A 24,975-nucleotide genomic window follows, 5' to 3' on the forward strand; every position below is an offset into this window, starting at 1 on the left:
TACCCCACCGCCGGCGCCCCGGCACGTGTCCCGCACGTCTCGAATCAGCGCAGTCGCAGCGTCCTGACCGGCGAGGACGAGGCCTTCACCTTGGCCGAGCCGAGGTACTGGGCGACGAGGCGGTGGGTGCCCTTGCCCAGCTTCGCGATCCGCACCGTGACGCTGCCCCGGGCGCGGGCGGTGAGCTTGGCACGACCCACGACCTTGCCGGCCTTGGCCAGGTCGCGCACCACGACGGTGCCGGTCGGTGCCTTGGCACCGCGCACCTTGACCACGGCGCGGCCGGGCTTGGTGGCACTGACCCGGTAGCTGGCCCGGACGCTGGAGGCCGCGGCGCCGGGGGCCGAGGTCACCGCACCGGGGATCGGCGTGCCGGGAGTGCCCGGCACCGGCGTGCTCGTGCCCGTGCCGGCCTTGGCGGCGAACAGCGGGACGTACGGGATGACGGCGTCCTGCGTGCTGCTGTGGCCCTCGGTGAAGAACGCGACCTGGAGGTGGTCGCCCGACTCCGCGGCGGGGCACGGACCGCGGCTCTGGTTGAACAGCGGGCAGCTCGGCACCCGGGTCGCGCCGCCCTTCAGCTCGCGGGTCGCCTTCACCGGGAACCGGAACTCGAAGACCTGACCGCGGGTGATCTCGAAGGCGTACTCGCCCGCGACATCGGCGGTGAGCACGACCCCGCCGTTCGCGCCGTTGAACACACCGACCGGCTCGGTGCCGAAGGTCGGGGTGGTGTCGCTGATGTCGTTGATGCCCCAGGTGACCGGGCCCGGCAGTGCCTCGATGCCCTCGGGCAGCATGATCTCCGGCAGCACGACGACGCTGCCCTTGGCGTTGCACGGCAGCCCGATCAGCCCGGCGTAGCCGCGCAGGAGGAACGACTCCCCCACCTTCGGCACCGTGCCGGTCGGTGACCACCACCCGACGTTGGCGCTCACGCCGGTCGAGTAGTCCTGCGTGATGCAGTTGTAGAGGGTGTCGGACGCCGAGTAGCCGTCCTGCCACTCGCCGGTGGCGGCCTGTGCCGGCGCGAGGACCGAGAGGCCCAGCAGGGCGGTGGTGGTGGTCGCCGCCAGCACGGTGAGTCGGTGCTTCATGGACGTGTCTCCTGAACGGTTCTGGTCGGCTGTCTGGCGGGGGCTCATGCCGGCTCGCCCACCAGGTCGGGAAGGGCGAGCCACTCCGGCCAGGTCAGGTCGCGGCCGACGTACCGCGGCGCGCGCAGCGGCCACTGGCCCGCGATCCACTGCGGCACGAACGCGTCGAGGGCCGCCTCGAGCAGACCGTCCACTTCCCGGTCGACCACCCACCAGGAGATCTCGGCGTCCGCGCCGACCTTGGCCGGCGGGTCGACGTAGACGCAGCCCAGCAGCTCGGTCTCGGCGCTGTCGAAGAGGCCGTAGAGGAACGACTCGTGGGCGGCGATCTCGGCCTCGTGGTGGGCCAGGTCCTCGATGTCGGCCTCCCGGGTGAGGTCGACCGGCGGCCAGCCCCACGCCTCGCCGTAGATCGACCAGAGCCGATCGCGCGAGCCGCGCACGGCGGGCAGGTCCAGGTCGACGTCGGCGGGTCCCATGGGGCGTAGGTGGTAGCCCTCGGCCAGCGGGACCAGGGTGGGGTGGTCCCAGTCCTCCGGCAGCCAGGAGGCGGGGTCGTGAGTGGTCATGCGACCACGCTCGCCCAGGGCGCCTGCGGCGCGCTTGCGGCCACCTTGTGGGCCGCTTGCCGGGCCCAGCGGCCGGTGCCCGGTCGTACGGCTAGGTCAGGGCGTAGCCGATCATCGCCTCGACGTCGAGGGCGTGGCCCTGTGCCTCGTCGGCGGCGTACTGCTCCTCGCCTCGCCCCTCCCGCGCCGCCTTGACGGCCGCGGCGATCATCGCCTCGTCGGGACGGTAGTAGCCGTAGACGTTGGCGCCCACGCCGGAGCGCAGCGCCTCCACGGCGCCGGAGAGCACGCCGACCCGCTCGAGCCGGCCGTCGAGCGCCTCCACGGTGGCCAGCGCCTCGAGGAAGTAGGCCAGGTTGGCGTGGTCGCCGGTGTCGCGGCTGAGCAGGATCCCCTCCTCCAGCTGGGTCCGGGCGCGGGCGAGGTCGCCGGCGGCCACGGAGATCTGCACGGCGGTGAACAGCGCGATGTAGACCGCGAGCCGGTCCTCGCGAGCCCGGCCGGCCGCGATGGCGGTGTCGACGAGCGCCGCGGCCTGCTCCGGCCGGCCGCGCAGCAGCTCGATGGTGCCCAGCCACACGTGCGAGAGGGTCCACATCCACTGGCCCCGCAGGTCGGCCGCCTCGGTGAGCCGGATCGCGGCGTCGCAGGCCGCGGCTGCCTCGTCGAGCCGCTCCTCGGCCAGCGCCACCAGTGCCTCGCCGGCGACGCAGTGCGCCTCCCCGTCCAGGTCGCCAGTACGCCGGCCGAGGGCCGCGCCCTCGCTCCAGATGCGCGCGCCGGCCAGGTCGCCCTGGGCGAACGCCATCGCGCCGACCACGGCGGCGGCCCGGACCCGCACCGGGTCGGATACGTCGTGCTCGAGGACCGCCTCCATCAGGCGGCGGCCCTGGCGCAGGTTGCCGCGCAGCCACCAGAACAGCCACAGGTTCCACCCCAGCCAGCCGCCCTGCTCCACGTGACCCGGCTCGCCGGAGGCCAGCGACCACTCCAGAGCGGCCACGAGGTTGGCGTGCTCCCGCTCGACCAGCGCCAGCGTGCTGACCGTGCCGGGGCCGCGGAAGGCCGGCTCCACCGCCACGGCCAGCGCGACGTAGTGCGCGAGGTGCGCGTCCCGCGCGGTGCGCGCCTCGTCGGGTTCGAGCCGGGTGGCGGCGTACTGCCCCACCGGCTCCAGCAGCCGGAACCACGGGCCGTGCTCGTCGGTCGGCTCGGCCACCAGCAGGGACTGCTCGACCAGCGACTCCAGCACCGCCAGCACCTGCGCCGGCTCCACCACGTCGGCCAGCACCGCCGAAGCGGCGTCGAGCCCGAAACCGCCCACGAAGACCGAGAGCCGCGGGAAGACCCGCTGCTCCAACGGCGAGAGCAGGTCGAAGCTCCAGCCGATCGCCGAGCGCATGGTGCGTTGTCGCGGCGGCAGGTCGCGGAAGCCCTCGGCCGCCATCACCTCGTCGAGGCGCGCCAGGATGTCCTGGGGGCGCAGCATCCGGACCCGGGCCGCCGCCAGCTCGATGGCCAGCGGGATGCCGGCCAGCCGACGGCACAGCGCGGCCGTGGTGTCGTCGGCACCGGCGAAGTCGTGCCGCACGGCGCGGGCGCGCAGCGTGAACAGCTCGACGGAGGACTCCGGGTCCAGCGGCGTCACGGGGAACAGCACCTCGCCGCGCACCCGGAGCGGGATCCGGCTGGTCACGAGCAGCCGCAGCCCCGGGGAGAACGACGCCAGCGTCGCGAGGTCGGGCCACGCGTCGACCATGTGCTCGGCGTTGTCGACCAGCACCAGCTGCCGCCGCTCGCGCAGCAGCTCGAGCAGGGCGCCCAGCGGGTCGGCGCCCTCGGGGACGCCGAGCACCCGGGCGAAGGTCGGGATCACCGCCGACGGGTCGGTCAGCCGCGCCAGCGGCACCAGCGCCACCCCGTCGGGGAAGTACGGCGCGGCGGCCTCGGCGACCGCGTGCGCGAGCCGGGTCTTGCCCGCCCCACCCACACCCGTGAGCGTGACGAGTCGCGAGTCCGGCGAGCACAGCAGGTCCACGAGGTGCTCGATCGCCTCGTCACGACCGATCAGCTCGCCGAGCAGGTCGGTGGCCGGCAGTCCCGCGGGCGGCCGAGGGCGAGCGCCGGCCTCATTGCGGACCGGCGCCGGCCGGCTGCGGGGTACGACGGCCGGGGGCCCGCTCGACGGCGCCGGCCGCAGGCCCGGGTCCTGCTCGAGGATCTGCTGGTGCAGCCGCTGCACGTCGGGTCCGGGGTCGACCCCGAGCTCCTCCACGAGGGTGTCGCGCAACGCGGCGTACTCGGCCAGGGCGTCGGCCTGCCGGCCGCCGAGATACAGCGCGCGCATCAGGCTGCCACGGACCGTCTCGCGCAGCGGGTGGGCGGCGGCCAGCGCCTGCAGCCGGTCGATCGCCGAGGCGGCGTCGCCGAGCTCCAGGTCGACCTCGGCGGCGGCCTCCTCGGCGGCCTGACGAAGCCCGTCGAGCCGCAGCGCCTCGGCACGGGCGAAGGCCTGGCTGATCCCGGCGAACGCCTCCCCGCGCCACCAGCCGAGCGCCTCGACGAGCAGCTCGCGAGCTGCCGGCAGGTCGCCGTCCTCCCGGGCTCGGCGCGCCGCGGCGGTCGCGACCTGGAACCGCTCGAGGTCGGTGGCCAGCGGCGGCAGCTCCAGCCGGTAGCCGGGCAGCACGGTGGCGATCTCGAGTCCGGTCGTGCGGAGCCGGGCGCGCAGCCGCGAGATGATCGCCTGCAGGTTGGCGAGGGTGCCGCCGCGGCTGCGCTCGCCCCACACGCGGGTGAGCAGTCCCTCGGTCGAGACCACCTTCCCGGCGTCGACGGCCAGCGCGGCCAGCACCTCCACATGGCGGGGTGATCCGACGTCGATCGGCGTACCGTCGGCGCCCATGACCTCCAGCGGGCCCAGGACGCGGAGGGGCACGCGGGAGCTCACCGTCGCAGCCTAGGTGCTGGATCGCCCGCGGGTCGCCGAAACCGTCACCCGGCCGCGGTGATCGGCGTGATCCAGGCCTGGTGGGTCTGGGGGCTCTTGGTGATCGCGAGCAACTCGTCCATGTGGGGCTCCAGACCCGTGACCTTGTCGAGCGGGACGCCGATGACGAGCTGGAAGCCCAGTCCCTTCCACGCCTGCACCGCACGACCGGCGAACTCCGAGTCGGCCTTCACGAAGCCCTCGTCGAGGAACACCGGCGCGAACCGCGGCCGCGACCGCATCTCGTCGCCCAGCCGGAAGCGCAACGCGGAGCCGACGATGAAGGCCACCAGCTCCTGGGACTCGCCGCCACTCTTCTCGCCCAGCGTGCGGTAGGTCGCCCGCAGCTCGCCGGTGAGGTGGTCGTAGCGCTCGGCGCTGATCTCGACATGACGGCGCACGTCGAGCAGCCGGTCCCGGTCGCTCACGCCGTCGAGGAGGTGCTCCGGCTTGCGCAGCTGCTGCATGAACCGGCTCAGCTGCGTGAAGCGGGCCTCCAGCGCCGTCTCGTCGAGGTCCTTGGCGGTGCCGGAGGACAGCGCGCGCAGGTCCTTGAGGAACGCCTGGACGTGGGCCGGCGCCAGTCGACGCAGCCGGATCCGCAGCCGGTCACCGGTCGCCCCGAACTCCAGGCGGCGCAGGATCGCGTTGATCGGCTCGAGCCGGTCCTCGATCTCCTCCACGCTCGACGCCATGGCCCCGAGCAGCGGGACGAGGTCCTGGCCGCTCCACTCGGTGAGCCGGCGCCGCCACTCGGCTCGCCGGTCCGCGAGGCCGGTCGCCCGGATCTCCTCCAGGATGCGGGCGTAGTCGGGATAGCTCTCCGGTGTCGCACCCAGGTTGGGCGACTCCCACTGGAACTTGTAGGTCCGGAAGATGGTCGTGAGGTCCTCGTCGACCCGCCGCAGCTCGGCCTGGGCGTCCGCGACGGCCTGTCGCAGCCGTTCGTCGAGGCGCTGGGAGTTGGCGTGGAAGCGGTCGAGGTCGTCGGGGTCGTCGGGCGCGGTCACCGCGGCGAACTCCGCAGCCAGGCTCGCCTCGTGCTCCTGACTGAGCGCGACCTTGCCCGAGCGCCCCATGGCCTCGACCCGGTCGTTGACGACGTCCTCGGAGTCGACCAGCTCCAGGTGCTCCTCGGCCAGCCGCTTGTGCTGCTGCTCCAGCCCGAAGCGGAGCTTGCGCGCCTGCTCCAGCCGGCTGTCGAGATCGGCGATCTGCCGCTCCAGCGCCGCCAGCTGGTCGTCGGCCCCGAGCAGCTCCTCGCGCCGGGACTCGATGTCGCCGATCCGGCGGTCGCTGCCGGCGACGTCGATGTCGTCGAAGCGGACGACCGCGACGGCGTCGTACGCCGCCCGCTGCCTGCCCAGGACACCGAGCTCGGCGTCGAGCCGGGCGACCACGCCGTCGAGTTCGGTGAGCTCCTCCTCCAGCCCGGCGAGCTCCGCGTCGATCTCGGCGATCGCCTCCTCGTTGGAGAAGCCGATGATGCTGCGCTGGTCGTTGCGACCGTGCGAGCCGCGGCGGCCGTTGCGGGTCTGGCCCGCCTCGGTGACCCGCAGGCCGGGTCCGGCCAGGCCGTCGGGCGTCTCGACGCACAGGGCGTTGCGGGTCGGCTCGGCGACATGGGCCTGCACCCAGCCGCTAAACCGCGAGTCCTTGAACAGCAGCTTGCCCGCCACCCGGTCCGGGTCGGCCGGCGCGCCACCGGGCAGGTCGCGCTCGGCGCCCTCGAAGGTGAGCCGGCCGCGCAGCCGGAGGCCGTCGATGGCGGCGGAGAACTGCTCCAGCCGGTCCAGCGGCACCAGCATGACCCGCGCGGACCCGCCCAGGACCGTCTCGATCGCCGTGCGCCAGCGCTGCTCCTCGGGAGCGACGTCGATCAGCTCAGCGACGAACGGCAGCTCCTCGACCCCGATCCCGGACGCCTTCGCCACCTCGGCGCGCAGCTCGTGCAACACGATCGGGACCCGCCCGGCGCGGCTCTCCAACGAGGCGCGCTCGCGGACCAGCTCGGAGCGGCGGGACTGCAGGGGGAAGCGGCGGCCGACGGCCTCGTCGCGCGCCCGCGTCAGCTCCTCGTGGCGGCCGTCGTGGCCGGCGAGCCAGGCACGGGCCGCCTGCTGGAGCGCCGCGAACTCCTCCGCGGCGTCGAGCGCCGCCTCGGTCCAGCCGCCGTCGGGGTCGGTGACGTCCAGGATCGGCAGCAGCCGCTCGCGCAGGTCGGCGCGCCGCGCGAGCCGCGCCGCCCGCGTGATCTGCTCCTGCTCCAGCGTTCCCGCGAGGGCTTGCAGCGTCGAGCCACCGGCGTCGCGGTGGGCGGCCTTCGCCGCCTCGAGGTCACGCTGCAGCGCCGCCTCGGCGGACGTGCCGGCGGCGAGCGCCTCCGCCGTGGCCGCGCGCTCGGCGCGGTTGCGCTCCGTGGCGGCTGCCAGCAGCCGCTGGTGCGTGCGCAGCAGCCACAGCCGCAGCGGTGTGTCACCCGACAGCGTGACGCCGTATGCGTCGAGCTCGCCGAGGCGCCGCTCGGCGGCCACCCGCCGCTCGTGCAGGCCGGTGATCGGACCGAGCACCTCGAGCTTCTGCTCCTCGGTGCGCATCGCGGAGTACGCGGAGTCGAGGTCGTCGAAGTGCTCGATGGCACGGTCGGCGGCGGCGTACGTCGCGGGCCGCTCCAGCACCATGTCCTTGTAGAGCTCATCGACGCTGCGCACCTGGTTGCCGGCCTGGATCCGGGCCAGCAGTCGCAGCGCCTTCGATCCGTCGCCGTTGGCGCCGATGCCGAGCCGGGCGTGGAGGACGGCCGAGAACTCGGCGTAGGTGCGGTGCACGCGGATGCCGGGGAAGAGCTTCTTCAGGGTGGTGGCGTGGAACCGGTCCGGCACGGCGACCTCGACCGACTCCAGCGAGAGCGGACCCTCGAGCGTGGCGAGCGTCATCGGCACCTCGCCCGAGCGGGCGGCGCGGCGGGGGACGTAGTAGGTGCGCAGCACCGTGAAGCGACGGCCCTGGTCACCTGCGAACGTCATCGCCAGGGCGCCCCAGGTGTCGGATCCCTTGCCCCGCAGCAGCTTCTCGACCGGTCGGCCGGTGCGCGGGTCGTCGACGACGTCGACGGCACCGCGCAGGTAGGACAGCAGGTTGCGCTGGCCGACGCCGCGCGCCCGGCCGGCGACCGCGTCGTTGGACGCCCCGTTGAACTTGGTGTCGGAGGGCATCATCAGCGCGGTGTAGGCGTCGAGGATCGTCGACTTCCCGACGCCGGATGCGCCGGAGATCATCGTGGCGTCGCCGTGCAGCGGCACCCGGGTCAGCCCTCCGAAGCCGCCCCAGTTGACCAGCTGGAGCAGCTCGGCGCGCCACTGGAGGGTGTCGTCGCCGGGCGTGGCCACGCTGGCGTGCTCGAAGAGCCCGTCGTTGGCGCTCGCCTCGTCGAAGCCGGTCTCGTCGAGCTCGTGCTCGTCCTGCTGGGTCGTCACTCCGCCTCCTGCTCCTCGGTCGCCGGCTCGAAGAGCCCGGCCGGCTCCGGATCGGGCGCGGCCTCGGTGTCGTTGGCACGCCGCAGTGCCTCGAGCAGCTCCTGCAGCAGCTCCAGCGGCAGCAACGACTCCACCGCCTCGCTGATCTCGAAGCGGTCCTCGTGCGCGCCGGGGATCAGCAGGCCCGCCTTCGCGAGGCTGGTGATGGCGTTGCGGGCGCGCTTCTCGTCACCGGCCTCGTCGGTGGCATGGGCCGGACGGAAGCCGGCGACGTACTCGAGGACGTCCTCGCGGTCCACGAAGACCCGCGTGTCGCCGCCGGCCAGGCCCGCCCGCAGCCGGTCGCGCAGGTGGACCAGGACGATGGTCTCCTCACGGCTCCAGGCCGCGTCGTAGAGCAGCGTCGGGAAGCGCTCGCCCGCCTCGCCGGTGGCCTGCCGCTTCCAGGCGACCTCCCGCGCCGGGTCGACGGCGAGCTCGAGGAAGAGGTCGTTGAGCCGGGACTCCACCACCCGGCGATGCTCGACGAGGACCTGCCAGTCGCGCGGATGGGTGCGAGCGCTGATGAAGCGCTGCTTGAGCAGCGTCACCAGGCAGCGGCGCTGGGCGAAGTCGAGGCCGCCCTCGTCGCCCTCCCACAGCGACACGGAGGTCGCGTCGGCCAGGTCGGCCTCGAACTCCCCCATCGCGGCCACGGGCGTCTCGCCCGGGCCGTCGAGCTCCCAGGTCTCGGTCATCGCTCCTCCTGGAGGTCCGGGTCGGGGTCGGGCAGCGGCAGACGCGGTACGTCGAAGACGCGCCGCGAGCCGTCGGGTCGTACGGCGGCAAACGGCTCGGTCTGCTCGGCGGCCGCCCACCCCTGCTCGGCGGCGAGGTGCAGCAGGCCGAAGATCTCCACGGGCCGCCGCAGCGACGGCTCCAGGCTCTCGAACAGCTCGCCGAGCGACGCGGCGGGGTGCGGGCCGGACAGCGCGGCCTCGAGCCGCTGTCGCAGCGCCGGCAGCTGCGGGCCGCCCTGCGCGATCACGTCGGCCAGCGCCAGCCCGGGCGCCTCGGCGGTGTCGGCGACCGTGATCCGCTCCGGCAGCACGTCGTCGGCGGGGTCGTAGAACCGCTCCCGCAGGTGCTCGACACCCGCCCGGGCCGGCAGCAGCGCGACGTCGTGGGTGGCTCGAGGCCCGGTGCTGCCGATCCACGTCATCAGCTCGGACTCGACCTCGCGCAGCGTCTGCGCCAGCTCGCGGTCGCGGACCGCGTCGTGGGAGACGATGTACTCCTTCAGCGTCGCCGTGACGCGGGACCGTTGCGCCAGCACCCGGTCCAGGCCGTCGCGGACCAGCTTCACGGTGCCGCGCAGCTCGGTGCGCTCGGCCTCGCCGAGGATCCGGTCGGACAGGGGATGGTCGAGGAGCGCGGCCAGGTCCTCGCGCAGCTGGGTCACGAGGGCGTCGTCGCGCAACAGCCCGAAGGCCCCCTCGAAGGCGCGACCCTCCTGTGTGGCGGTCATCAGGGCGTCGGCCCGGGCGAGGTAGTCGTCGATGACCTCACCGACGGGCCGGTGCTCGGAGCGGAAGGCGGCGAGCAGCTCGCTGCGGATGTGGGCGAACCGCTCCTCCACGCGCGCGAAGTCGGCCGGCAGGGCCGAGATCAGGGAGAGCAGCTCGGTGAACCCCTCGAGCATGTAGTCCTCGGTGGCGCCGACCAGCTCGGCCCCGTCGAGGAGCCGGTCGCGCTCGGCCTGCAGCCGCGCGATCTCGGCGGTGAGGATCGTGACGCGGGCACCCCGGTCGGGGTTGGCGTCGGCGTTGAAGCGCCGGACGGTGCCGAGGATGGTGGCGATGCGGTGCTCGCTGAGGGTCGCGCGGTCGCGGGAGAGGTTCTTGACCAGCTCCAGCGCCTGCTGGGCATGGGAGGTCAGGGTGTAGACCTCCTGGCCGGTCTCGTCGAGCGACCGGACCAGCCACTGGCCGCGCATCCACCGCAGGCACAGGTCACGGCCGCTGCCGTGGGGGACGTCGGCCTCCCCCGCCTGGCGGATCTCGGCGAGGTGCTCCTCCACCTGGGTGTGCAGCCGGGCGGTGGGGATCGGGCGGTTGTCACGACCGAAGGCGGCGCGGAAGATCGTGATGACGACCGGCGCCTGCCGCTGGTGCAGGAGCGTGAGGGTGGGCTGGGCGAAGGCGCCCTTGACCCGGGCCAGCTCGCCGGCGATGCCCCCTGGCTGGTCGCTCATCGGCCCTCCCCTCCTGACGTCCCGGTCGCACGTGCGGCTGCGTGCGGTGCGCCATCGTTCCAGAGCCGACCGACAGATGCGCACCGGAGGGGCGGCGGCGGACGGTTCACCGCCCGGCGTCAGCTCCCGATGGCGTCCAGGTCCTGCCGGATCGCGGCAGCGGTGGTGCGCAGCTGGCCGACCCAGCCGGCGACCTTGTCGCGGCCGAACCGGCTGGCGGGCATGGAGAGCGCGATGCCGGCGAACGGACGGCCCTCGGCGTCCGGGACGGCGAGGCCGATCGCGGCAAGACCGGTCTCCACCTCCTCGTCGTTCACGGCGAATCCGCTACTGCGCACCGCGTCCAGCACCTCGCGCAGCCGCGCCAGGTCGACGTCCTCACGCGCGGCGTACAGGCGGGCGACGTCGTCCGCCGGGAGTCCCGCGAGGATCACCTTGCCCACCGCGGACTGGTGCGCCGGCAGCGAGAACCCCGTGCGGTCGCCGATGCGGACCGGCTGGTCGGACTCCACGCCCGCCACCACCCGGACCTGGGTCCCGGCGCGCACGGCGAGGTTCGCGGTCTCGTGCACGCTCGCGGCGAGCCGGGCCAGATGCGGCAGGCCCGCGCGGCGCAGCGCGCGCAGCGGCGCATGACTGGCCTCGCGCGGCTCCAGCAGCGGGCCGGCGGCGTACCGGCGGTCGGGGAGCTGGACGGCGAAGTCGCGGTAGACGAGCATCGCGAAGAGGCGGTGGGCGGTCGAGACCGAGACGCCCACGAGCTCGGCGGCGTCGGTGACGCGCTGCGGCCCCTCGTGCTGCAGGATCGAGGCCAGCAGGAGCGCCTTGTCCACGGACTCGATGGCGTACGTCGGCTTCTTCTTCACCCTGCTGATCCGGATCCCTGTGCCTGCGGCGGTCGCGTCGCGCCCACCCGATGTGCGCCGGACGCCAGTCGGCGGACTGGGACGGCTCTCCGCGGCGGAAACTATCACCCGATAGGGGCGGTTCCGAATCGGCGCTCTTTACTCGCCAACCAGCCGCGGCAAGCCCCCGATCAGCCCCTGATCAGCCCCCGATCAGACGCAGCGCACCCGCGGCGACCTCGGCCGCCGTGGCGTCCGGGTCGAGCTCCGGGTCCACGACGCGGCGCAGGACGGTGCCCTCCACCAGCGCGAACACCGACGTCGTGAGCCGGTCCGCGTCCCCGTCCAGGCGCCGCTCGGCGAGGACCTCGGCGACCAGGACCCGGTAGGCGTCGTGCAGCACCTTCTGGTGCGACGCGAGCTGGGCGGCCACGCCGGTCGCTCGCACCTCCGGCAGATAGGCGAGCAACCCGCGGTTGGCCGCGCCGGAGCACAGCAGGCGGACGTCGAAGCTGACCAGCGCCGAGAGCCGCTCGACCGCCGAGAGCGTCGGGTCGGCCTGCAGCCGCGCGGACTCCTCCAGCGAGGGTCGCAGCGCGTGCAGCAGCACCTCGAGCAGGAGGTCCGACTTCACCGCGAAGTGGGCGTAGAGGGAGGGCTGCTTGATGCCGACGGCCGCCGCGATGTCGCGGGTGCTGGTCCCGCCGTAGCCCCGGGTCAGGAACAGCACCGTGGCCGCGTCGACGATGCGCTGCCGCGTCGCGCTCCCCGGCGGCTGGTCCATGGGCCGAGAGTAGCGACAGCGGTTCTGGTGGACGGAAATCCTGGGGTCAGGCGTCGTCCCAGAACACCCGGTCGACGACGCCGTGCGCGAGGCGGGTCAGCCGCAGGTGGTCGTTGCTCAGCTCGTCGGTGGCGCCGTCGGGATAGCCCAGCACGGCGGCCACGGCGCGCCGCTCGCGCGCGTCCGTGGGCAGCTGGTCCGCGGGACGGCCGCGCACCAGGGTGATCGCGTTGCGCAGCCGGCTCGAGAGCCGCCACGCCGCCGTCAGGGTCGCGGCGTCGTCGGCGGCGAGCAGCCCGGCCTCGTGGGCGGCGGTCAGTGCCGCCAGCGTGCGGGGCGTCCGCAGCCCGGGCACCTTGGCAGCATGCCGCAGCTGCAGCAGCTGCACTGTCCACTCCACGTCGGCCAGCCCGCCGCGGCCGAGCTTGAGGTGGGTCGCGGGATCGGCGCCCCGCGGGAGCCGCTCGGCGTCGACCCTGGCCTTGATGCGCCGGATCTCCCGGACCTGGTCCTCGCTCAGCCCACCGGCGGGGAACCGCACCGGGTCGATGACCTCAGTGAACGCGCGTCGCACGTCAGGGTCGCCGACGACCGCGTCGGCCCGCAGCAGCGCCTGGGTCTCCCAGACCTCGTGCCAGCGGGCGTAGTAGGCGGCGTAGGAGTCCAGGGTCCGCACCAGCGGTCCCTGCCGTCCCTCCGGACGCAGGTCGGCGTCGACCTCGAGAGCAGGGTCGGCACCGGGCAGCGCCAGCAGCCGGCGCAGCTCCCCCACCACGGTCCGGGCGAAGCTGGTCGCCTCGTGCTGGTCGGCTCCGTCGACCGGCTGGTGCACGAACATGACGTCGGCGTCGGAGCCGTAGGACAGCTCCAGGCCGCCGTACCGGCCCATGGCGACGATCGCGATCCGGGTCGGCGGCTCGTCGAGTCCCTGCTGCGCGAGGACCGCCGCGGTCACGGCGGCCAGCGTCGCCTCGAGGGTCGCGTCGGTGAGCCGGGAGAGGCCGGCGCCGACCTCGGCCACGTCGACGAGTCCGAGCAGGTCGCCGGCGGCGATGCGCAGCAGCTCGCGACGGCGTACGGCGCGCAGCGCCCGCACCGCCTCCTCCGCGTCGCCCCGCCGGCTGCCCGCGGCGCGCATCTCCTCGGCGACCGCCTCGCTGAGCCGCGGCTCGAGCGGGTCGCCGAGCATCCGCACCCCCTCGGGCTCGCGCTCGAGCAGGGCGGTGGCGTAGCGCGACGTGGACAGCAGCCGGGCCAGCCGCTCGGCCACGAGACCCTCGTCGCGCAGGGTGCGCAGGTACCACGGCGTGCTGCCGAGCGCCTCGCTGATCCGGCGGAAGCCGAACAGGCCGGCGTCGGGGTCAGGACCCTCGGCGAACCACTGCAGCAGCACCGGCAGCAGCGCCCGCTGGATCGTCGCGCGGCGCGAGACGCCGGCCGTCAGCGCCTCCAGGTGGCGCAGCGCGGCCCGCGGGTCCTCGTAGCCGAGAGCGGCCAGCCGGGTGCCGGCGGCCTCGGGGCTGAGCCGCGCCTCCGAGCCCGGGAGGCTCGCCACCGCGCTCAGCAGCGGGCGGTAGAAGAGCTTCTCGTGCAGCCGGCGGACCTCGCGGCGGTGGTGCTGCCAGGTGCGGTCCAGCGTGGCCACCGGGTCCTTGAGGAAGCCCATGCTGCGGCCCAGGCGGCGCAGCGACTCCTCGTCCTCGGGGACGACGTGCGTACGCCGGAGCCGGTGCAGCTGGAGCCGGTGCTCGAGGGTGCGCAGGAAGGCGTAGGCGTCGCGGAGCGCCTCACCGTCCTCCCGGCCGACGTACCCGCCCTCGGTCAGCGCCCGCAGCGCACCCAGCGTGTCGGGGCGGTGCAGGCCCGCGTCGGCACGGCCGTGGACCAGCTGCAGCAGCTGCACGGCGAACTCCACGTCGCGCAGCCCACCGGACCCGAGCTTGAGCTGGCGCTCGGCCTCCTTGGCGGGGATGTGGGCCACCACCCGGCGCCGCATCGCCTGGGTGTCGGTGACGAAGCCCTCGCGCTCGGCGGCCGACCACACCAGCGGCTCGACCGTCGCCACGAACTCCGCGCCCAGCGCCAGGTCGCCGGCGGCGGGCCGGGCCTTGAGCAGCGCCTGGAACTCCCAGGTGCTGGCCCAGCGCTCGTAGTAGCCGCGCATGCCCGCGAGGGTCCGGGTGAGCGGGCCGGCCTTCCCCTCCGGCCGCAGCGCCGCGTCGACCGGCCAGATCGTGCCCTCGCCGGTGAACGCGGTGCACACCGTCATCAGCCGGCTCGCGAGCTGGGTCGCGGCCCGCAGCGCGACGTCGGGGTCGGCGCCCTCGGCCGGCTCGTGGACGAAGAGCACGTCGACGTCGGAGACGTAGTTGAGCTCGTGGCCGCCGCACTTGCCCAGCGCGATCACGGCCAGCCGGGCGCTGTCGGCGTCCGGAGTGACGCTGCGGGCCACGGCCAGCGCGGCCTCGAGCGTGCCGGCGGCGAGGTCGGAGAGCTCGGCGGCGGCGTCCTCCACGGCGAGGCCGTGGCCGAGATCGCGGGCGGCGAGCCGGAGCAGCAGGCGGCGGTACTCCACGCGCAACGCGTCGGTGGCCTGCTCCTCGGGCAGGGTCGCCGTCGGGGACGCCGTGTGCGGGTCGGCGCCGACGGCGCGCAGCAGCGCCTCCCGCAGGGCGTACGCCGGCGGCCGGCTCGTGCCGAGCGCCGGATCGGTCAGGTCGCGCCACTGCTCGGGGTGACGCACCAGGTGGTCGCCGAGCGCCTCGCTGGCGCCGAGCACCGCCAGCAGCCGGGTCGCGGCGCCCTCGTCGGCGGCCAGCTGCTCGACCAGTCCGGGCAGTCCGCCGTCGCTGCCCTCCTCGCTCGCCGCCTCGACGACGCGTGCCAGCGCGCCGACCGCCAGGTCCGGGTCGGCGGTCAGCCCCAGGACCGGCAGCAGCGGGTCGGCGTACGGGCCGAGCCGAGCCAGCGCCGCGACGGCCGCGTCGGTGTCGGCGAACCCCAGGCGCAGCAGGGTGCCGCGCCGGTCGAGCCGGCCGGAGCGGCTCACCGGTCCGCCGGCTGCCGGATGCTGGCTGCTCGCATCACCCAGCGCCTCAGATGACCGGCAGCATCCGGTCACGCTCGAACGCGGTGACCTGGAGCCGGTACTCCGCCCATTCCGCGCGCTTGTTGCGCAGGAAGTAGTCGAAGACGTGCTCGCCGAGCGTCTCGGCGAGCAGCTCGGAGGACTCCGCGACCTTGATCGCCTCGGACAGGTTGGTCGGCAGTGGGTCGATGCCGAGGCTGTGGCGCTCCCGGTCGGTGAGGGCCCAGACGTCGTCCTCGGCCTCGCGCGGCAGCTCGTAGGCCTCCTCGATGCCCTTCATGCCGGCCGCCAGGACCGCCGCGAAGGCGAGGTAGGGGTTGCAGGCGGCGTCGAGCGTGCGCAGCTCGATCCTCGTCGACTGGCCCTTCGCCGGCTTGTACATGGGCACCCGCACCATGGCGGAGCGGTTGTTGTGGCCCCAGGAGACGTAGGAGGGGGCCTCGCCGCCGGCGGCCATGCGCTTGTAGGAGTTCACCCACTGGTTCGTCACCACGCTGATCTCGGGGGCGTGACGCATCAGTCCCGCGATGAACTGCCGCCCGGTCGCCGAGAGTCCGTACTCCGCGCCGGCCTGGTAGAACGCGTTGGTGTCGCCCTCGAAGAGGCTGACGTGGGTGTGCATGCCGGAGCCGGGGTGCTCGGTCAGCGGCTTCGGCATGAAGGAGGCCCAGATGTCCTGGCTCAGCGCGACCTCGCGGATGACGGTGCGGAAGGTCATGATGTTGTCGGCCGTCGACAGGGCGTCGGCGTAGCGCAGGTCGATCTCCTGCTGCCCCGGGCCGCCCTCGTGGTGGCTGAACTCCACGCTGATGCCCATCGCCTCGAGGTAGGTGATGGCCTCGCGGCGGAAGTCGGCGCCCATGGATTGGGCGGTGTGGTCGAAGTACCCCGAGGAGTCGACCGGGACCGGCGGCACGCCGTCGGTGGGCCGGTCCTTGAACAGGTAGAACTCGATCTCGGGGTGCGTGTAGAAGGTGAACCCCTTCTCGGCGGCCCGGCTCAGGGTCCGCTTGAGGACGAACCGCGGGTCGGCGTACGACGGGGAGCCGTCCGGCATCACGATGTCGCAGAACATCCGCGCCGTCGCCGGGCCCTGGTCGCGCCACGGCAGGATCTGGAACGTCGCCGGGTCGGGCTTGGCGAGCATGTCGGACTCCTGCACCCGCGCGAACCCCTCGATGGCCGAGCCGTCGAAGCCGATGCCCTCCGCGAACGCCCCCTCCAGCTCGGCCGGAGCCACCGCGACCGACTTCAGGAAGCCCAGGACGTCGGTGAACCACAGCCGGACGAACCGGACGTCGCGCTCCTCGAGCGCGCGGAGAACGAAGTCCTCTTGCTTACCCATGGCTGCACCCTATCGACGGCCAGGCCGGTCGACCGCCCTGCCTGTTCATCGAGGTATGCAGCCAGAGCTGCACTTCCCACGCGGAACTCCGCACGGGAAGTGCCAGTTCAGCTGCATACCTCGATGAACAGCCGCTCCCAGCGGCACCAGCTGCCTGAGCGCTAGAAGAACGGCACCTGCTCCAGGTCGGCGAGCCAGGCGGCGGGCGAGGCGTCGGACGGCATCCGCCAGTCCCCGCGCGGGGAGAGCGCGCCGCCGGCGGCGACCTTGGGGCCGTTGGGTAGCGCCGAGCGCTTGAACTGGTGGGCGAAGAAGCGCTTGATGAACACCTCCAGCCAGGACCGGATCTCGTCGAGGTCGTAGTCCTTGCGGCCGGCCTCGGGGTACGCCGGCGGCCAGTCCCCCTCGGCCGCGTCCCGCCAGGCGTGCCAGGCGAGGAACGCGATCTTGCTGGGCCGGTAGCCGTAGCGCAGCACGTGGAAGAGCGTGAAGTCCTGCAGTGAGTACGGACCCACCTTGGCCTCGGTGCTCTGCGGCTTCTCCCCCTCGGCGACCGGGATGAGCTCCGGCGAGATCTCCTGGTCGAGGATCTCCGCCAGCACCGCGTTGGTCGCCTCGTCGAACTGGTCGTGGGAGATGACCCAGCGGATCAGGTGCTGCATCAGCGTCTTGGGGACGCCGGCGTTGACGTTGTAGTGCGACATCTGGTCGCCGACGCCGTACGTGCACCAGCCCAGCGCCAGCTCGGACAGGTCGCCCGTGCCGAGCACGATGCCCCCGCGCTGGTTGGCGGCCCGGAACAGGTAGTCGGTGCGCAGGCCGGCCTGGACGTTCTCGAACGTCACGTCGTAGACGCTCGGGTCGCTCGTCGAGCCTGTCGAGCCTGTCGAGGCGAACGGATGCCCGAGGTCGCCGAGCATCTGCAGGGCGGCCTTGGTGATGTCGATGGTCTCGTACGTCGTCCCGAGGGCCTCCATCAGCGCGACGGCGTTGCCCTTGGTGGTCTCCGAGGTGGCGAAGCCGGGCAGCGTGAAGGCGAGGATGTCGCTGCGTGGCCGGCCGAGCCGGTCCATCGTCTTGGCCGCCACGATGAGCGCGTGGGTGGAGTCCAGGCCACCGCTGACGCCGATGACGATCTTCGGCTGCGACCCACTGCCCTGCCCGATGGCACGCAGCCGCTGCTCCAGGCCGGAGACCTGGATGTTGTAGGCCTCGTAGCAGTCCTGCTCGAGCCGGGCCGGGTCGTCGGGCACGAACGGGAACCGGTCCACCTTGCGGCGCAGCCCCCGGTCACCGGCCAGCAGCCCCTCCTCCAGGCCCAGCTCGAACTCGATGACGTCGAAGCCCGAGGTCTGCTCCTCCAGGGCGCGACGGTTGTCGTCGAAGGTGCCGGTGCGGATCCGCTCCATGCGGATCCGGTCCAGGTCGACGTCGACCACGGTGCGCCGCGGGCCGTCGGGGAACCGCTCGCTCTCCCCCAGCAGCTGACCCATCTCGTAGACCATCGTCTGCCCGTCCCACGACAGGTCGGTGCTCGACTCGCCCTGGCCCGCCGCCGCATAGACGTACGCCGCCAGGCACCTGCTCGACGCCGAGCTGGCCAGCAGCTTGCGGTCGTCGGCGCGACCGACGGTGATCGGGCTCCCGGAGAGGTTGGCCAGCACCGTGGCCCCGGCCAGCGCCGCCCGGGCGCTCGGCGGCACCGGCACCCACATGTCCTCGCAGACCTCGACGTGGAGCACCAGCCCGCGCACGTCGGTGGCCGCGAACAGCAGCTCTGGCCCGATCGGGACCTCCTCGCCCGCAACGCTGATGTAGCCGTCGATGTCGTCGCCGGGAGCGAACCAGCGGCGCTCGTAGAACTCCCGGTAGGTCGGCAGGTACGACTTCGGTGCCACGCCGAGCACCTGGCCGTCGTGGATCACGACGGCGGTGTTGAGGACCCGGTTGCAGTGCACCAGCGGCGCACCGACCACCAGCAGCGGCGTCAGCTCCTCGGAGGCCGCCACGATCTGCGCGATGGCGGCCTCGACCGCCCGGAGCAAGGTGTCCTGGAGGAACAGGTCGTCGACGGCGTACCCGCTCAGGCACAGCTCGGGGAAGATCGCGACCGCCGCCCCGTCGTCGTGGCAGGCCCGCGCCTGCTCGATCACGGTGCGGGCGTTGGTCTCGGGGTCGGCCACCGCGATCGGCATGGTGACGGCGGCGACCCGGGCGAACCCGTGGGCGTAGGCGGAGTAGAAGTCCACGCCGTGAGTCTAGGGACGCGACGCCACGGGCCCCTGGAGGCGACCCCCGGGCCCCGTCGGGGTCGACCTCAGGGGGAATCCGGATCGCGCGCCGACGTGACGGTGCGGGAGGGTTGACCCATGACCACCCTTCAGGACGCGCCCGCCGTCGCGGCGAGCGCTCGTGACCTGCACAAGACCTACGGCTCCGGCGACTCCGAGGTCCGCGCCCTCGACGGCGTGACCATCGACTTCCGGGCCGGTGAGTTCACCGCGATCATGGGGCCGTCCGGCTCGGGCAAGTCGACCCTCATGCACTGCCTGGCCGCGCTCGACACCCCCACCGCCGGTGGTGTCGTCGTGGACGGCGTCGAGGTCGGCTCGCTGGGCGACAAGGCCCTCACCAAGCTGCGCCGGGAGCGGATCGGGTTCGTGTTCCAGGCGTTCAACCTGGTGCCCACCCTCTCCGCCAAGGAGAACATCCTGCTCCCCCTCGACCTGGCCGGCCGCAAGCCCGACCCCGCCTGGTTCGACACCGTGGTCGACACCGTCGGCCTGCGGGACCGGCTGGGCCACCGACCCAGCGAGATGTCCGGCGGCCAGCAGCAGCGCGTCGCGTGCGCCCGCGCCCTGATGAGCCAGCCCTCGATCGTCTTCGCCGACGAGCCGACGGGCAACCTGGACTCCACCTCGGGCGCGGAGGTGCTGCGCTTCCTGCGCCGCAGCGTCGACGAGTTCGGCCAGACCATCGTCATGGTCACCCACGACCCGGTGGCGGCGTCGTACTGCGACCGCGTCGTGTTCCTCCGCGACGGACGCGTCGTCGACGAGCTCTCCCGCCCCAGCCGTGAGCAGATCCTCGAGCGCATGGCCTCGCTGCAGACCGTCTCGCCGGGTGTCGCCTGATGCTCAAGCTCACCCTTCGCAACCTGCTGGCGCGCAAGGTGCGCCTGCTCATGAGCGGGCTCGCGATCGTGCTCGGCGTCGCGTTCCTCTCCGGCGTGCTCGTCTTCAGCAACGGCCTGTCGGCGACCTTCGACAGCATCGTCAAGGGCACCACCGCCGACGGCCTGGTGCGCGTCGAGGGCGCCGAGTCCTTCACCGCCGGCGAGGCCGGCGTCAGCAGCGCCACGCTCGGTCCCGAGGACGTCGCGGCGCTGGCCGCGCTCCCGGAGGTCGCGCGCGCCGACGGCAACGTCGACGGCTTCGGCATGAACCTCCTGGACACCGACGGCAGCGTCGTCGGCGGCACCGGTGCCCCGACATTGGCGTTCAACCACACCGCCGCGCCGAACATGGCCGGCGAGCAGATCCTGGTGCTCCAGGACGGCCGCTGGCCCGAGCAGCCTGACGAGATCGCGCTCGACGAGGGCGCCGCCGAGCGCGGTGGCTACGAGATCGGCGACGAGGTCGGTCTGCTGGCGCCGTACGGCGAGCTCGAGCGGACCGCCACGCTCGTCGGCACCGCGGAGTTCAACGGCGGCGGTACGGCGGGCTCGACGCTGCTGATCTTCGACACCGCCGGTGCCCAGCAGATCTTCCTCGGCGGCCAGGACGCCTTCACGACCGTCAGCCTCACCGCCGCCGACGGGGTCTCGCAGGAGGAGCTGGCCGAGGCGGCCGCCGCCGTACTGCCCGACGGGTTCGAGGCCGCCACCGGCGACACGGTGGTGGAGGAGTCCGAGAGCGCCATCAACGAGTTCCTCGGCGTGATCTCGGTCTTCCTCCTCGTCTTCGCGATCATCGCGGTCGTGATCGGCGGCTTCATCATCGTGAACACCTTCACGATCCTGGTCGCCCAGCGCACCCGCGAGCTGGCCCTGCTGCGGGCGCTCGGCGCCTCGCGTCGGCAGGTCACCCGCTCGGTGCTGGTCGAGGCTGCCGTCATGGCGGTCGTGGCCGCCACCGTCGGCATCGGGCTGGGCTGGCTGCTGGCGCGCGGCCTGGCGGCGCTGTTCCGCTCCGTCGGCCTCGACATCGCCAGCTCCCAGCTGGTGCTGACGCCGCGCACCATCGTCGTCAGCTACCTGGTCGGCGTCGTCGTCACGGTGCTCGCCGCCTACCTGCCCGCGCGCCGCGCCGGCAAGGTCGCGCCCGTCACCGCGATGCGGGGCGAGAGCGCCGGTGCCCGCGGGTCGCTGCGGCGCCGGACGCTGATCGGCTCCGTCGTGCTGCTGCTCGGCGCCGGCCTGGCCGTCGCCGGACTGCTCGACGCCCCCGGCTCGGACGCCGCCTGGGTCGGCGCGGGCGCGCTGCTGTGGGTGCTGACGCTGGCCGCGATCAGCTCGGTCGCCGGGCGCCCGGTGCTGCTCGCGTGCCGCGCCATCTTCGGCCGGCTCTTCGGCACCACCGGCCGGCTGGCCGGTGAGAACGCGCTGCGCGACCCGCGCCGTACCGGCGCCACCGCGTCGGCGCTGATGATCGGGCTGGCGCTGGTCTCGACGATCGGCGTGCTCGCGGCGTCGATGAACAAGACCGTCGACGACATCGTCGACGAGCAGTTCACCAGCGACTTCCTGGTCCAGAGCACCAACTTCATGCCGTTCCCGACCGGGGTCGGCGACGCGCTCGAGCATGTGGACGGCGTCGGCACCGTGGCCCGGCAGCAGTGGGCCAGCGCGCTGCTCCTCGACGACGCGGAGAAGGGGCCGGGCGAGACGACGTACGTCGCCGGCAACGACGCGACCTTCGACGACATCTACAGCCTGGAGATGGTCGAGGGCGAGCAGCGGCTGAGCGGCGACACCGCACTGGTCGACGCCGACCTCGCGAAGGAGCGCGGCTGGACGGTGGGCGACGCGTTCACCCTCGGGTTCCCGGCGGGACGCACGCTCGACCTCACCGTGGGCGGCATCTACGAGCCGACCGAGGTGACCGGGGCGATCAGCCTGCCGTTGGAGCGCCTGGCCGAGGCCGGCATCAACCGCCAGGACACCTCGATCAGCATCGACCTGGCACCGGGCGCCGACGCGACCGCCGTGCACGAGGCGCTCGACGCGGCGGTCGAGGACGCGAAGATCATCGCGGTCTACGACCGCGAGGAGTTCGCCGAGTCGATCCGTGGCCAGGTCAACCAGCTGCTGTACATGATCTACGGCCTGCTGGCGCTGGCGATCGTCATCGCCGTCATCGGCATCGTGAACACGCTCGGCCTCAGCGTGATCGAGCGGACCCGGGAGATCGGGCTGCTGCGCGCGATCGGCATGTCGCGGGCCCGGCTGCGGCGGATGGTCACCCTGGAGTCGGTCGCCATCGCGGTGCTCGGCGCGGTGATGGGCATGGTCGTCGGCGTCGTCATCGGCGTGATGCTGCAGCGCACCCTGGCCGACCAGCTCACCACCCTCGGGCTGCCGTTGGGCCAGCTCGTGGCGTTCCTGGTCATCGCCGTCGTGGTCGGGGTGCTGGCCGCCGTGCTCCCGGCCGTTCGCGCAGCTCGCCTCAACGTGCTGCAGGCGATCGCCACGGAGTGACCGGGCGGCCGGTCAGGCGCGGCCCACGACGACCCACGCCGTGGCAGTGAGGTCGAAGCCGTCACCGAGCCGGCCGCGACAGATCCTCCGGATCTCGTCGCGGTCGGCCTCGGGGAGGCCGCGCACGAACTCGCCGGCGGGCCCCACCCCGAAGGTGTAGGGCTCCCACCACTCCTCGAAGTCGGGGTGGTGGACGGTGACCGTGAGCTCGGTGTCCTCGACGACCTCGAGGCCGGCGCCGGCGAAGAGCTCGGCGAGCTGGCCGCGCCGCGACCCGACGGCCGTGCCCTCGTCGACGACGTCGGGCCGGACCTCGTGCGCGGCCGCCCAGAACGGCGACAGCGGGCCCCGACCACCGTCGTGGTCCCACACCGAGGCGGCGACCCGTCCCCCCGTCCTGGCCACCCGCCTCATCTCTCGCAGGCCGGCGACCGGGTCGGGGACGAAGTTGACGACGAGCTGGGCGGTGACGAGATCCAGCTCGCCGTCGCCGAACGGCAGCTCCTGGGCGTGGCCCTGCCGCACGTCGACCGCTGGGACGCGCTGCCTGAGGTGCTCGGCGAAGGCCGGCATCGGCTCGACCGCCGCCACCGCCCCGGGTCCGAGCCGCTGCGCGAGGCGCGTGACCAGGGCACCGGTGCCGGCGCCGACGTCGAGCGCCCGCTCGCCCGGCTGCGGATCGAGCAGCTCGACGAAGCGGTCGGCCAGCGGCTCGGCGTACCTGCCCATGAACGCGGCGTAGGCGTCTGCGCTGACGTCGAACGACATGCCGGCACCGTAGCCCCCCCCCCCCGGGTGACCAGGGCCACAGGGTCAGTGGGCTCCTCTCCCCAGGACTGGGGTCCTAGATTGAGAAGCGGTCCGTGGACTTCAGCAGGGAGCCGCGAGATGACACGAGAGGCTCGACGATGAGCAACGCCCCCGAAGAGACCGCGCCGTACGGCGGCGGCTCGACCGCCGACAAGGCACCGGCGATCCGCAAGATCCGCACCCATCACCTCCGGGAGATGAAGGAGCGCGGCGAGAAGGTCACGATGCTGACGGCGTACGACATGTACACCGCGCAGATCTTCGACGAGGCCGGCATCGAGCTGCTGCTGGTGGGCGACAGCGCCTCCAACAACGTCTTCGGCAACGAGACCTCGCTGCCCGTCACGGTCGACGAGCTCATCCCGCTCACCCGCGCCGTCGCACGCTCGGTGAAGCGCGCGATGGTGGTCGGCGACCTGCCGTTCGGCTCCTACCAGGCCTCCCCCGAGCAGGCCTACCTGACCGCGGTGCGCTTCATGAAGGAGGGCCTGGCCCACTGTGTGAAGCTCGAGGGCGGTGCCGAGATGGCACCCACCATCGCGAAGCTGGTCGCCGGCGGCGTCCCCGTCATCGCGCACATCGGCTTCACCCCGCAGTCCGAGCACGCGCTGGGCGGCTACCGGGTCCAGGGCCGCGGCGAGGCGGCCGACAAGATCGTCGCCGACGCCCGGGCCGTCGCCGACGCCGGCGCGTTCGCGGTCGTCATGGAGATGGTGCCCGGCGAGGTCGCCGAGCGGATCAGCAAGGAGCTGACCATCACCACCATCGGCATCGGCGCCGGCAACGGCTGCGACGGCCAGGTGCTGGTGTGGCAGGACGCCTTCGGGCTGCGGTCGGGCCGGATGCCGCGCTTCGTCAAGCAGTACGCCGACCTGCGCGCGACGCTCCTCGACGGCGCCCGTGCCTACGCCGCCGATGTGAAGGACGGCTCGTTCCCGGGTCCCGAGCACACCTTCTGACGCCCCGCCCGATTGAGTGGAGCCTTCTGCCACCTCTAGCGCCGGATAGGTGGCAGAAGGCTCCACTGATCAGGCGGCACGCTGCTTGGTGCGCCCCAGCCGCCTGCCGAAGGCCGCCGTGCCGGCCTCGCTGAACAGCGACGCCCGCACCAGTGCATGCCACGGCCGGACACGACGCGGGTCGTGCGGCAGCCCGAGGGCAGCCTCCGCGTTCCGGATGATGCCGATCGCCTTGGCGAGAACCTCCTCGGCGACGTAGCCGTGCCGGACGTACCCGGCACCGGCGAGCCGGCTGTCACGACGACGGTCGCGGCGGTACCGCGACCGCTCGAGGTGGTCGGCGCCGTCGTACTCCTGCAACGTGGTGGTCCCGCGGATTCGCAAGTCAGCGCGGCCGAGGAAGACGCCGGTGTCGTCGTGCAGTTCCGGCTGCGGCTCGACGGGCACGTCGCAGGCCAGGTGCAGCAGGCGCAGCAAGGTCTCGTACGGCGACTCCGACCGCGCGTCGGCGTGGTCGATCGCGCGCCGTAGCCGCGGGGCACCCTTGCGGCGGGGTGCCGCGACCGCTCTCAGGTCGGCCACCGTGCACAGCCCGAGGTGGAGCGCCGAGTCGACGAGGACCACCAGATCGAGGGTCCCGAGGTCGCGGGCGCAGGCCAGCAGCGTCGCCGGCACCGGAGCGACCCGCAGGCCGTCGACCAGCTCCGACCGAGGTGACGGCGTCTCGCGCGACACCACGACCTGCGCCCGCTTCGAATGCGTGGCGGAGCGCGGCACCGCGACGAACAGCGGGAGGTCGGCTGGCATGGGCGGCACCCACAGCCCCCGGAGTCGGGCGGCCGTCAGCCCGGTGAAGACGGCGCCGTCCGGGAGCCGCTCCGCCCAGGCGTGCAGGTCCGTGAGGAACACGTCGCTGGCCTCGGCAGGGCGGTGCACGCCTTGGGCGAGACGGACCCAGGCCGGTCCTCTCCGGCGCACCCTGCGTTGCTGGTCGGTCATGCCCCGAGACTCGGTCGGATCGTCCCCCGGTCGCGGGCTGGTCGTTCGGTGCTGGGGACGACCGCTGCCGGCGGGCCGCTGTG

At 73.3% G+C, this 24,975-nt stretch carries 16 protein-coding genes; 3 read left to right on the plus strand and 13 right to left on the minus strand.

Annotation, left to right across the window (positions count from 1 at the left end; genetic code table 11):
* Window positions 1–44 precede the first annotated feature (44 nt).
* From VGE38_RS13665 to VGE38_RS13715, 11 genes are all read right to left on the minus strand, one after another.
* Window positions 45–1,097, minus strand: a complete 1,053-nt coding sequence (locus tag VGE38_RS13665) for an Ig-like domain-containing protein (RefSeq protein WP_331143101.1) — start codon at window positions 1,095–1,097, stop codon at window positions 45–47.
* Window positions 1,098–1,141: 44 nt separating this feature from the next.
* Window positions 1,142–1,666, minus strand: coding sequence for a GNAT family N-acetyltransferase (locus VGE38_RS13670; protein ID WP_331143102.1), 525 nt, complete (start codon window positions 1,664–1,666; stop codon window positions 1,142–1,144).
* A gap of 91 nt (window positions 1,667–1,757) precedes the next feature.
* Window positions 1,758–4,616, minus strand: coding sequence for an AfsR/SARP family transcriptional regulator (locus tag VGE38_RS13675; protein WP_331143103.1), 2,859 nt, complete (start codon window positions 4,614–4,616; stop codon window positions 1,758–1,760).
* Between the two features lie 44 nt (window positions 4,617–4,660).
* Window positions 4,661–8,131, minus strand: a complete 3,471-nt coding sequence (locus VGE38_RS13680) for an ATP-binding protein (RefSeq protein WP_331143104.1) — start codon at window positions 8,129–8,131, stop codon at window positions 4,661–4,663.
* Window positions 8,128–8,868: a DUF4194 domain-containing protein gene (locus tag VGE38_RS13685; protein ID WP_331143105.1), complete on the minus strand. Its 741-nt coding sequence runs from the start codon at window positions 8,866–8,868 to the stop codon at window positions 8,128–8,130. Before VGE38_RS13685 ends, VGE38_RS13680 begins: the two co-directional genes overlap by 4 nt.
* Window positions 8,865–10,364: a DUF3375 domain-containing protein gene (locus tag VGE38_RS13690; RefSeq protein WP_331143106.1), complete on the minus strand. Its 1,500-nt coding sequence runs from the start codon at window positions 10,362–10,364 to the stop codon at window positions 8,865–8,867. The genes VGE38_RS13685 and VGE38_RS13690 overlap by 4 nt, the downstream gene beginning before the upstream one ends.
* A 119-nt stretch (window positions 10,365–10,483) precedes the next feature.
* Entirely contained in the window at window positions 10,484–11,230 is a 747-nt protein-coding gene (locus VGE38_RS13695; RefSeq protein ID WP_331143107.1) for an IclR family transcriptional regulator, read from the minus strand.
* A gap of 181 nt (window positions 11,231–11,411) precedes the next feature.
* Window positions 11,412–11,993, minus strand: a complete 582-nt coding sequence (locus tag VGE38_RS13700; protein ID WP_331143108.1) for a TetR/AcrR family transcriptional regulator — start codon at window positions 11,991–11,993, stop codon at window positions 11,412–11,414.
* Between the two features lie 46 nt (window positions 11,994–12,039).
* The gene (locus VGE38_RS13705; protein ID WP_331143109.1) at window positions 12,040–15,042 is read right to left on the minus strand and encodes a bifunctional [glutamine synthetase] adenylyltransferase/[glutamine synthetase]-adenylyl-L-tyrosine phosphorylase; all 3,003 of its coding nucleotides are present in this window, start codon (window positions 15,040–15,042) and stop codon (window positions 12,040–12,042) included.
* Between the two features lie 46 nt (window positions 15,043–15,088).
* The gene (gene glnA, locus VGE38_RS13710; RefSeq protein ID WP_331143110.1) at window positions 15,089–16,426 is read right to left on the minus strand and encodes a type I glutamate--ammonia ligase; all 1,338 of its coding nucleotides are present in this window, start codon (window positions 16,424–16,426) and stop codon (window positions 15,089–15,091) included.
* Window positions 16,427–16,587: 161 nt separating this feature from the next.
* The gene (locus tag VGE38_RS13715; protein WP_331143111.1) at window positions 16,588–18,675 is read right to left on the minus strand and encodes an NAD(+) synthase; all 2,088 of its coding nucleotides are present in this window, start codon (window positions 18,673–18,675) and stop codon (window positions 16,588–16,590) included.
* A 120-nt stretch (window positions 18,676–18,795) separates the two neighbouring features.
* On the opposite strand from VGE38_RS13715, the gene VGE38_RS13720 reads away from it, so the two are divergent.
* Window positions 18,796–19,560: an ABC transporter ATP-binding protein gene (locus VGE38_RS13720; RefSeq protein WP_414690956.1), complete on the plus strand. Its 765-nt coding sequence runs from the start codon at window positions 18,796–18,798 to the stop codon at window positions 19,558–19,560.
* Window positions 19,560–22,124, plus strand: coding sequence for an ABC transporter permease (locus VGE38_RS13725; RefSeq protein ID WP_331143112.1), 2,565 nt, complete (start codon window positions 19,560–19,562; stop codon window positions 22,122–22,124). Before VGE38_RS13720 ends, VGE38_RS13725 begins: the two co-directional genes overlap by 1 nt.
* A 12-nt stretch (window positions 22,125–22,136) precedes the next feature.
* Here VGE38_RS13725 and VGE38_RS13730 read toward each other — a convergent pair whose 3' ends face one another.
* Window positions 22,137–22,892 (minus strand): class I SAM-dependent methyltransferase, encoded by a 756-nt coding sequence (locus VGE38_RS13730; RefSeq protein WP_331143113.1) that lies wholly within the window; start codon window positions 22,890–22,892, stop codon window positions 22,137–22,139.
* 140 nt (window positions 22,893–23,032) lie between these two features.
* Between VGE38_RS13730 and panB the strand changes: the two genes are divergently transcribed.
* Complete coding sequence (gene panB, locus VGE38_RS13735) at window positions 23,033–23,893, plus strand: 3-methyl-2-oxobutanoate hydroxymethyltransferase (RefSeq protein WP_331143114.1); 861 nt, start codon at window positions 23,033–23,035, stop codon at window positions 23,891–23,893.
* A gap of 69 nt (window positions 23,894–23,962) precedes the next feature.
* Here panB and VGE38_RS13740 read toward each other — a convergent pair whose 3' ends face one another.
* Window positions 23,963–24,892 (minus strand): hypothetical protein, encoded by a 930-nt coding sequence (locus VGE38_RS13740; protein WP_331143115.1) that lies wholly within the window; start codon window positions 24,890–24,892, stop codon window positions 23,963–23,965.
* Between the last annotated feature and the right edge of the window lie 83 nt (window positions 24,893–24,975).

The organism is Nocardioides sp. (genome assembly GCF_036405735.1).
GTDB lineage: Bacteria > Actinomycetota > Actinomycetes > Propionibacteriales > Nocardioidaceae > Nocardioides.

What these genes read in the sequence shown, in the direction of transcription:
- VGE38_RS13665 (WP_331143101.1), bottom strand. Translation starts at nt 1,097, where the DNA reads ATGAAGCACCGACTCACCGTGCTGGCGGCGACCACCACCACCGCCCTG.
- VGE38_RS13670 (WP_331143102.1), bottom strand. Translation starts at nt 1,666, where the DNA reads ATGACCACTCACGACCCCGCCTCCTGGCTGCCGGAGGACTGGGACCAC.
- VGE38_RS13685 (WP_331143105.1), bottom strand. Translation starts at nt 8,868, where the DNA reads ATGACCGAGACCTGGGAGCTCGACGGCCCGGGCGAGACGCCCGTGGCC.
- VGE38_RS13690 (WP_331143106.1), bottom strand. Translation starts at nt 10,364, where the DNA reads ATGAGCGACCAGCCAGGGGGCATCGCCGGCGAGCTGGCCCGGGTCAAG.
- VGE38_RS13700 (WP_331143108.1), bottom strand. Translation starts at nt 11,993, where the DNA reads ATGGACCAGCCGCCGGGGAGCGCGACGCGGCAGCGCATCGTCGACGCG.
- glnA (WP_331143110.1), bottom strand. Translation starts at nt 16,426, where the DNA reads ATGGGTAAGCAAGAGGACTTCGTTCTCCGCGCGCTCGAGGAGCGCGAC.
- VGE38_RS13720 (WP_414690956.1), top strand. Translation starts at nt 18,796, where the DNA reads ATGACCACCCTTCAGGACGCGCCCGCCGTCGCGGCGAGCGCTCGTGAC.
- VGE38_RS13725 (WP_331143112.1), top strand. Translation starts at nt 19,560, where the DNA reads ATGCTCAAGCTCACCCTTCGCAACCTGCTGGCGCGCAAGGTGCGCCTG.
- VGE38_RS13730 (WP_331143113.1), bottom strand. Translation starts at nt 22,892, where the DNA reads ATGTCGTTCGACGTCAGCGCAGACGCCTACGCCGCGTTCATGGGCAGG.
- panB (WP_331143114.1), top strand. Translation starts at nt 23,033, where the DNA reads ATGAGCAACGCCCCCGAAGAGACCGCGCCGTACGGCGGCGGCTCGACC.
- VGE38_RS13740 (WP_331143115.1), bottom strand. Translation starts at nt 24,892, where the DNA reads ATGACCGACCAGCAACGCAGGGTGCGCCGGAGAGGACCGGCCTGGGTC.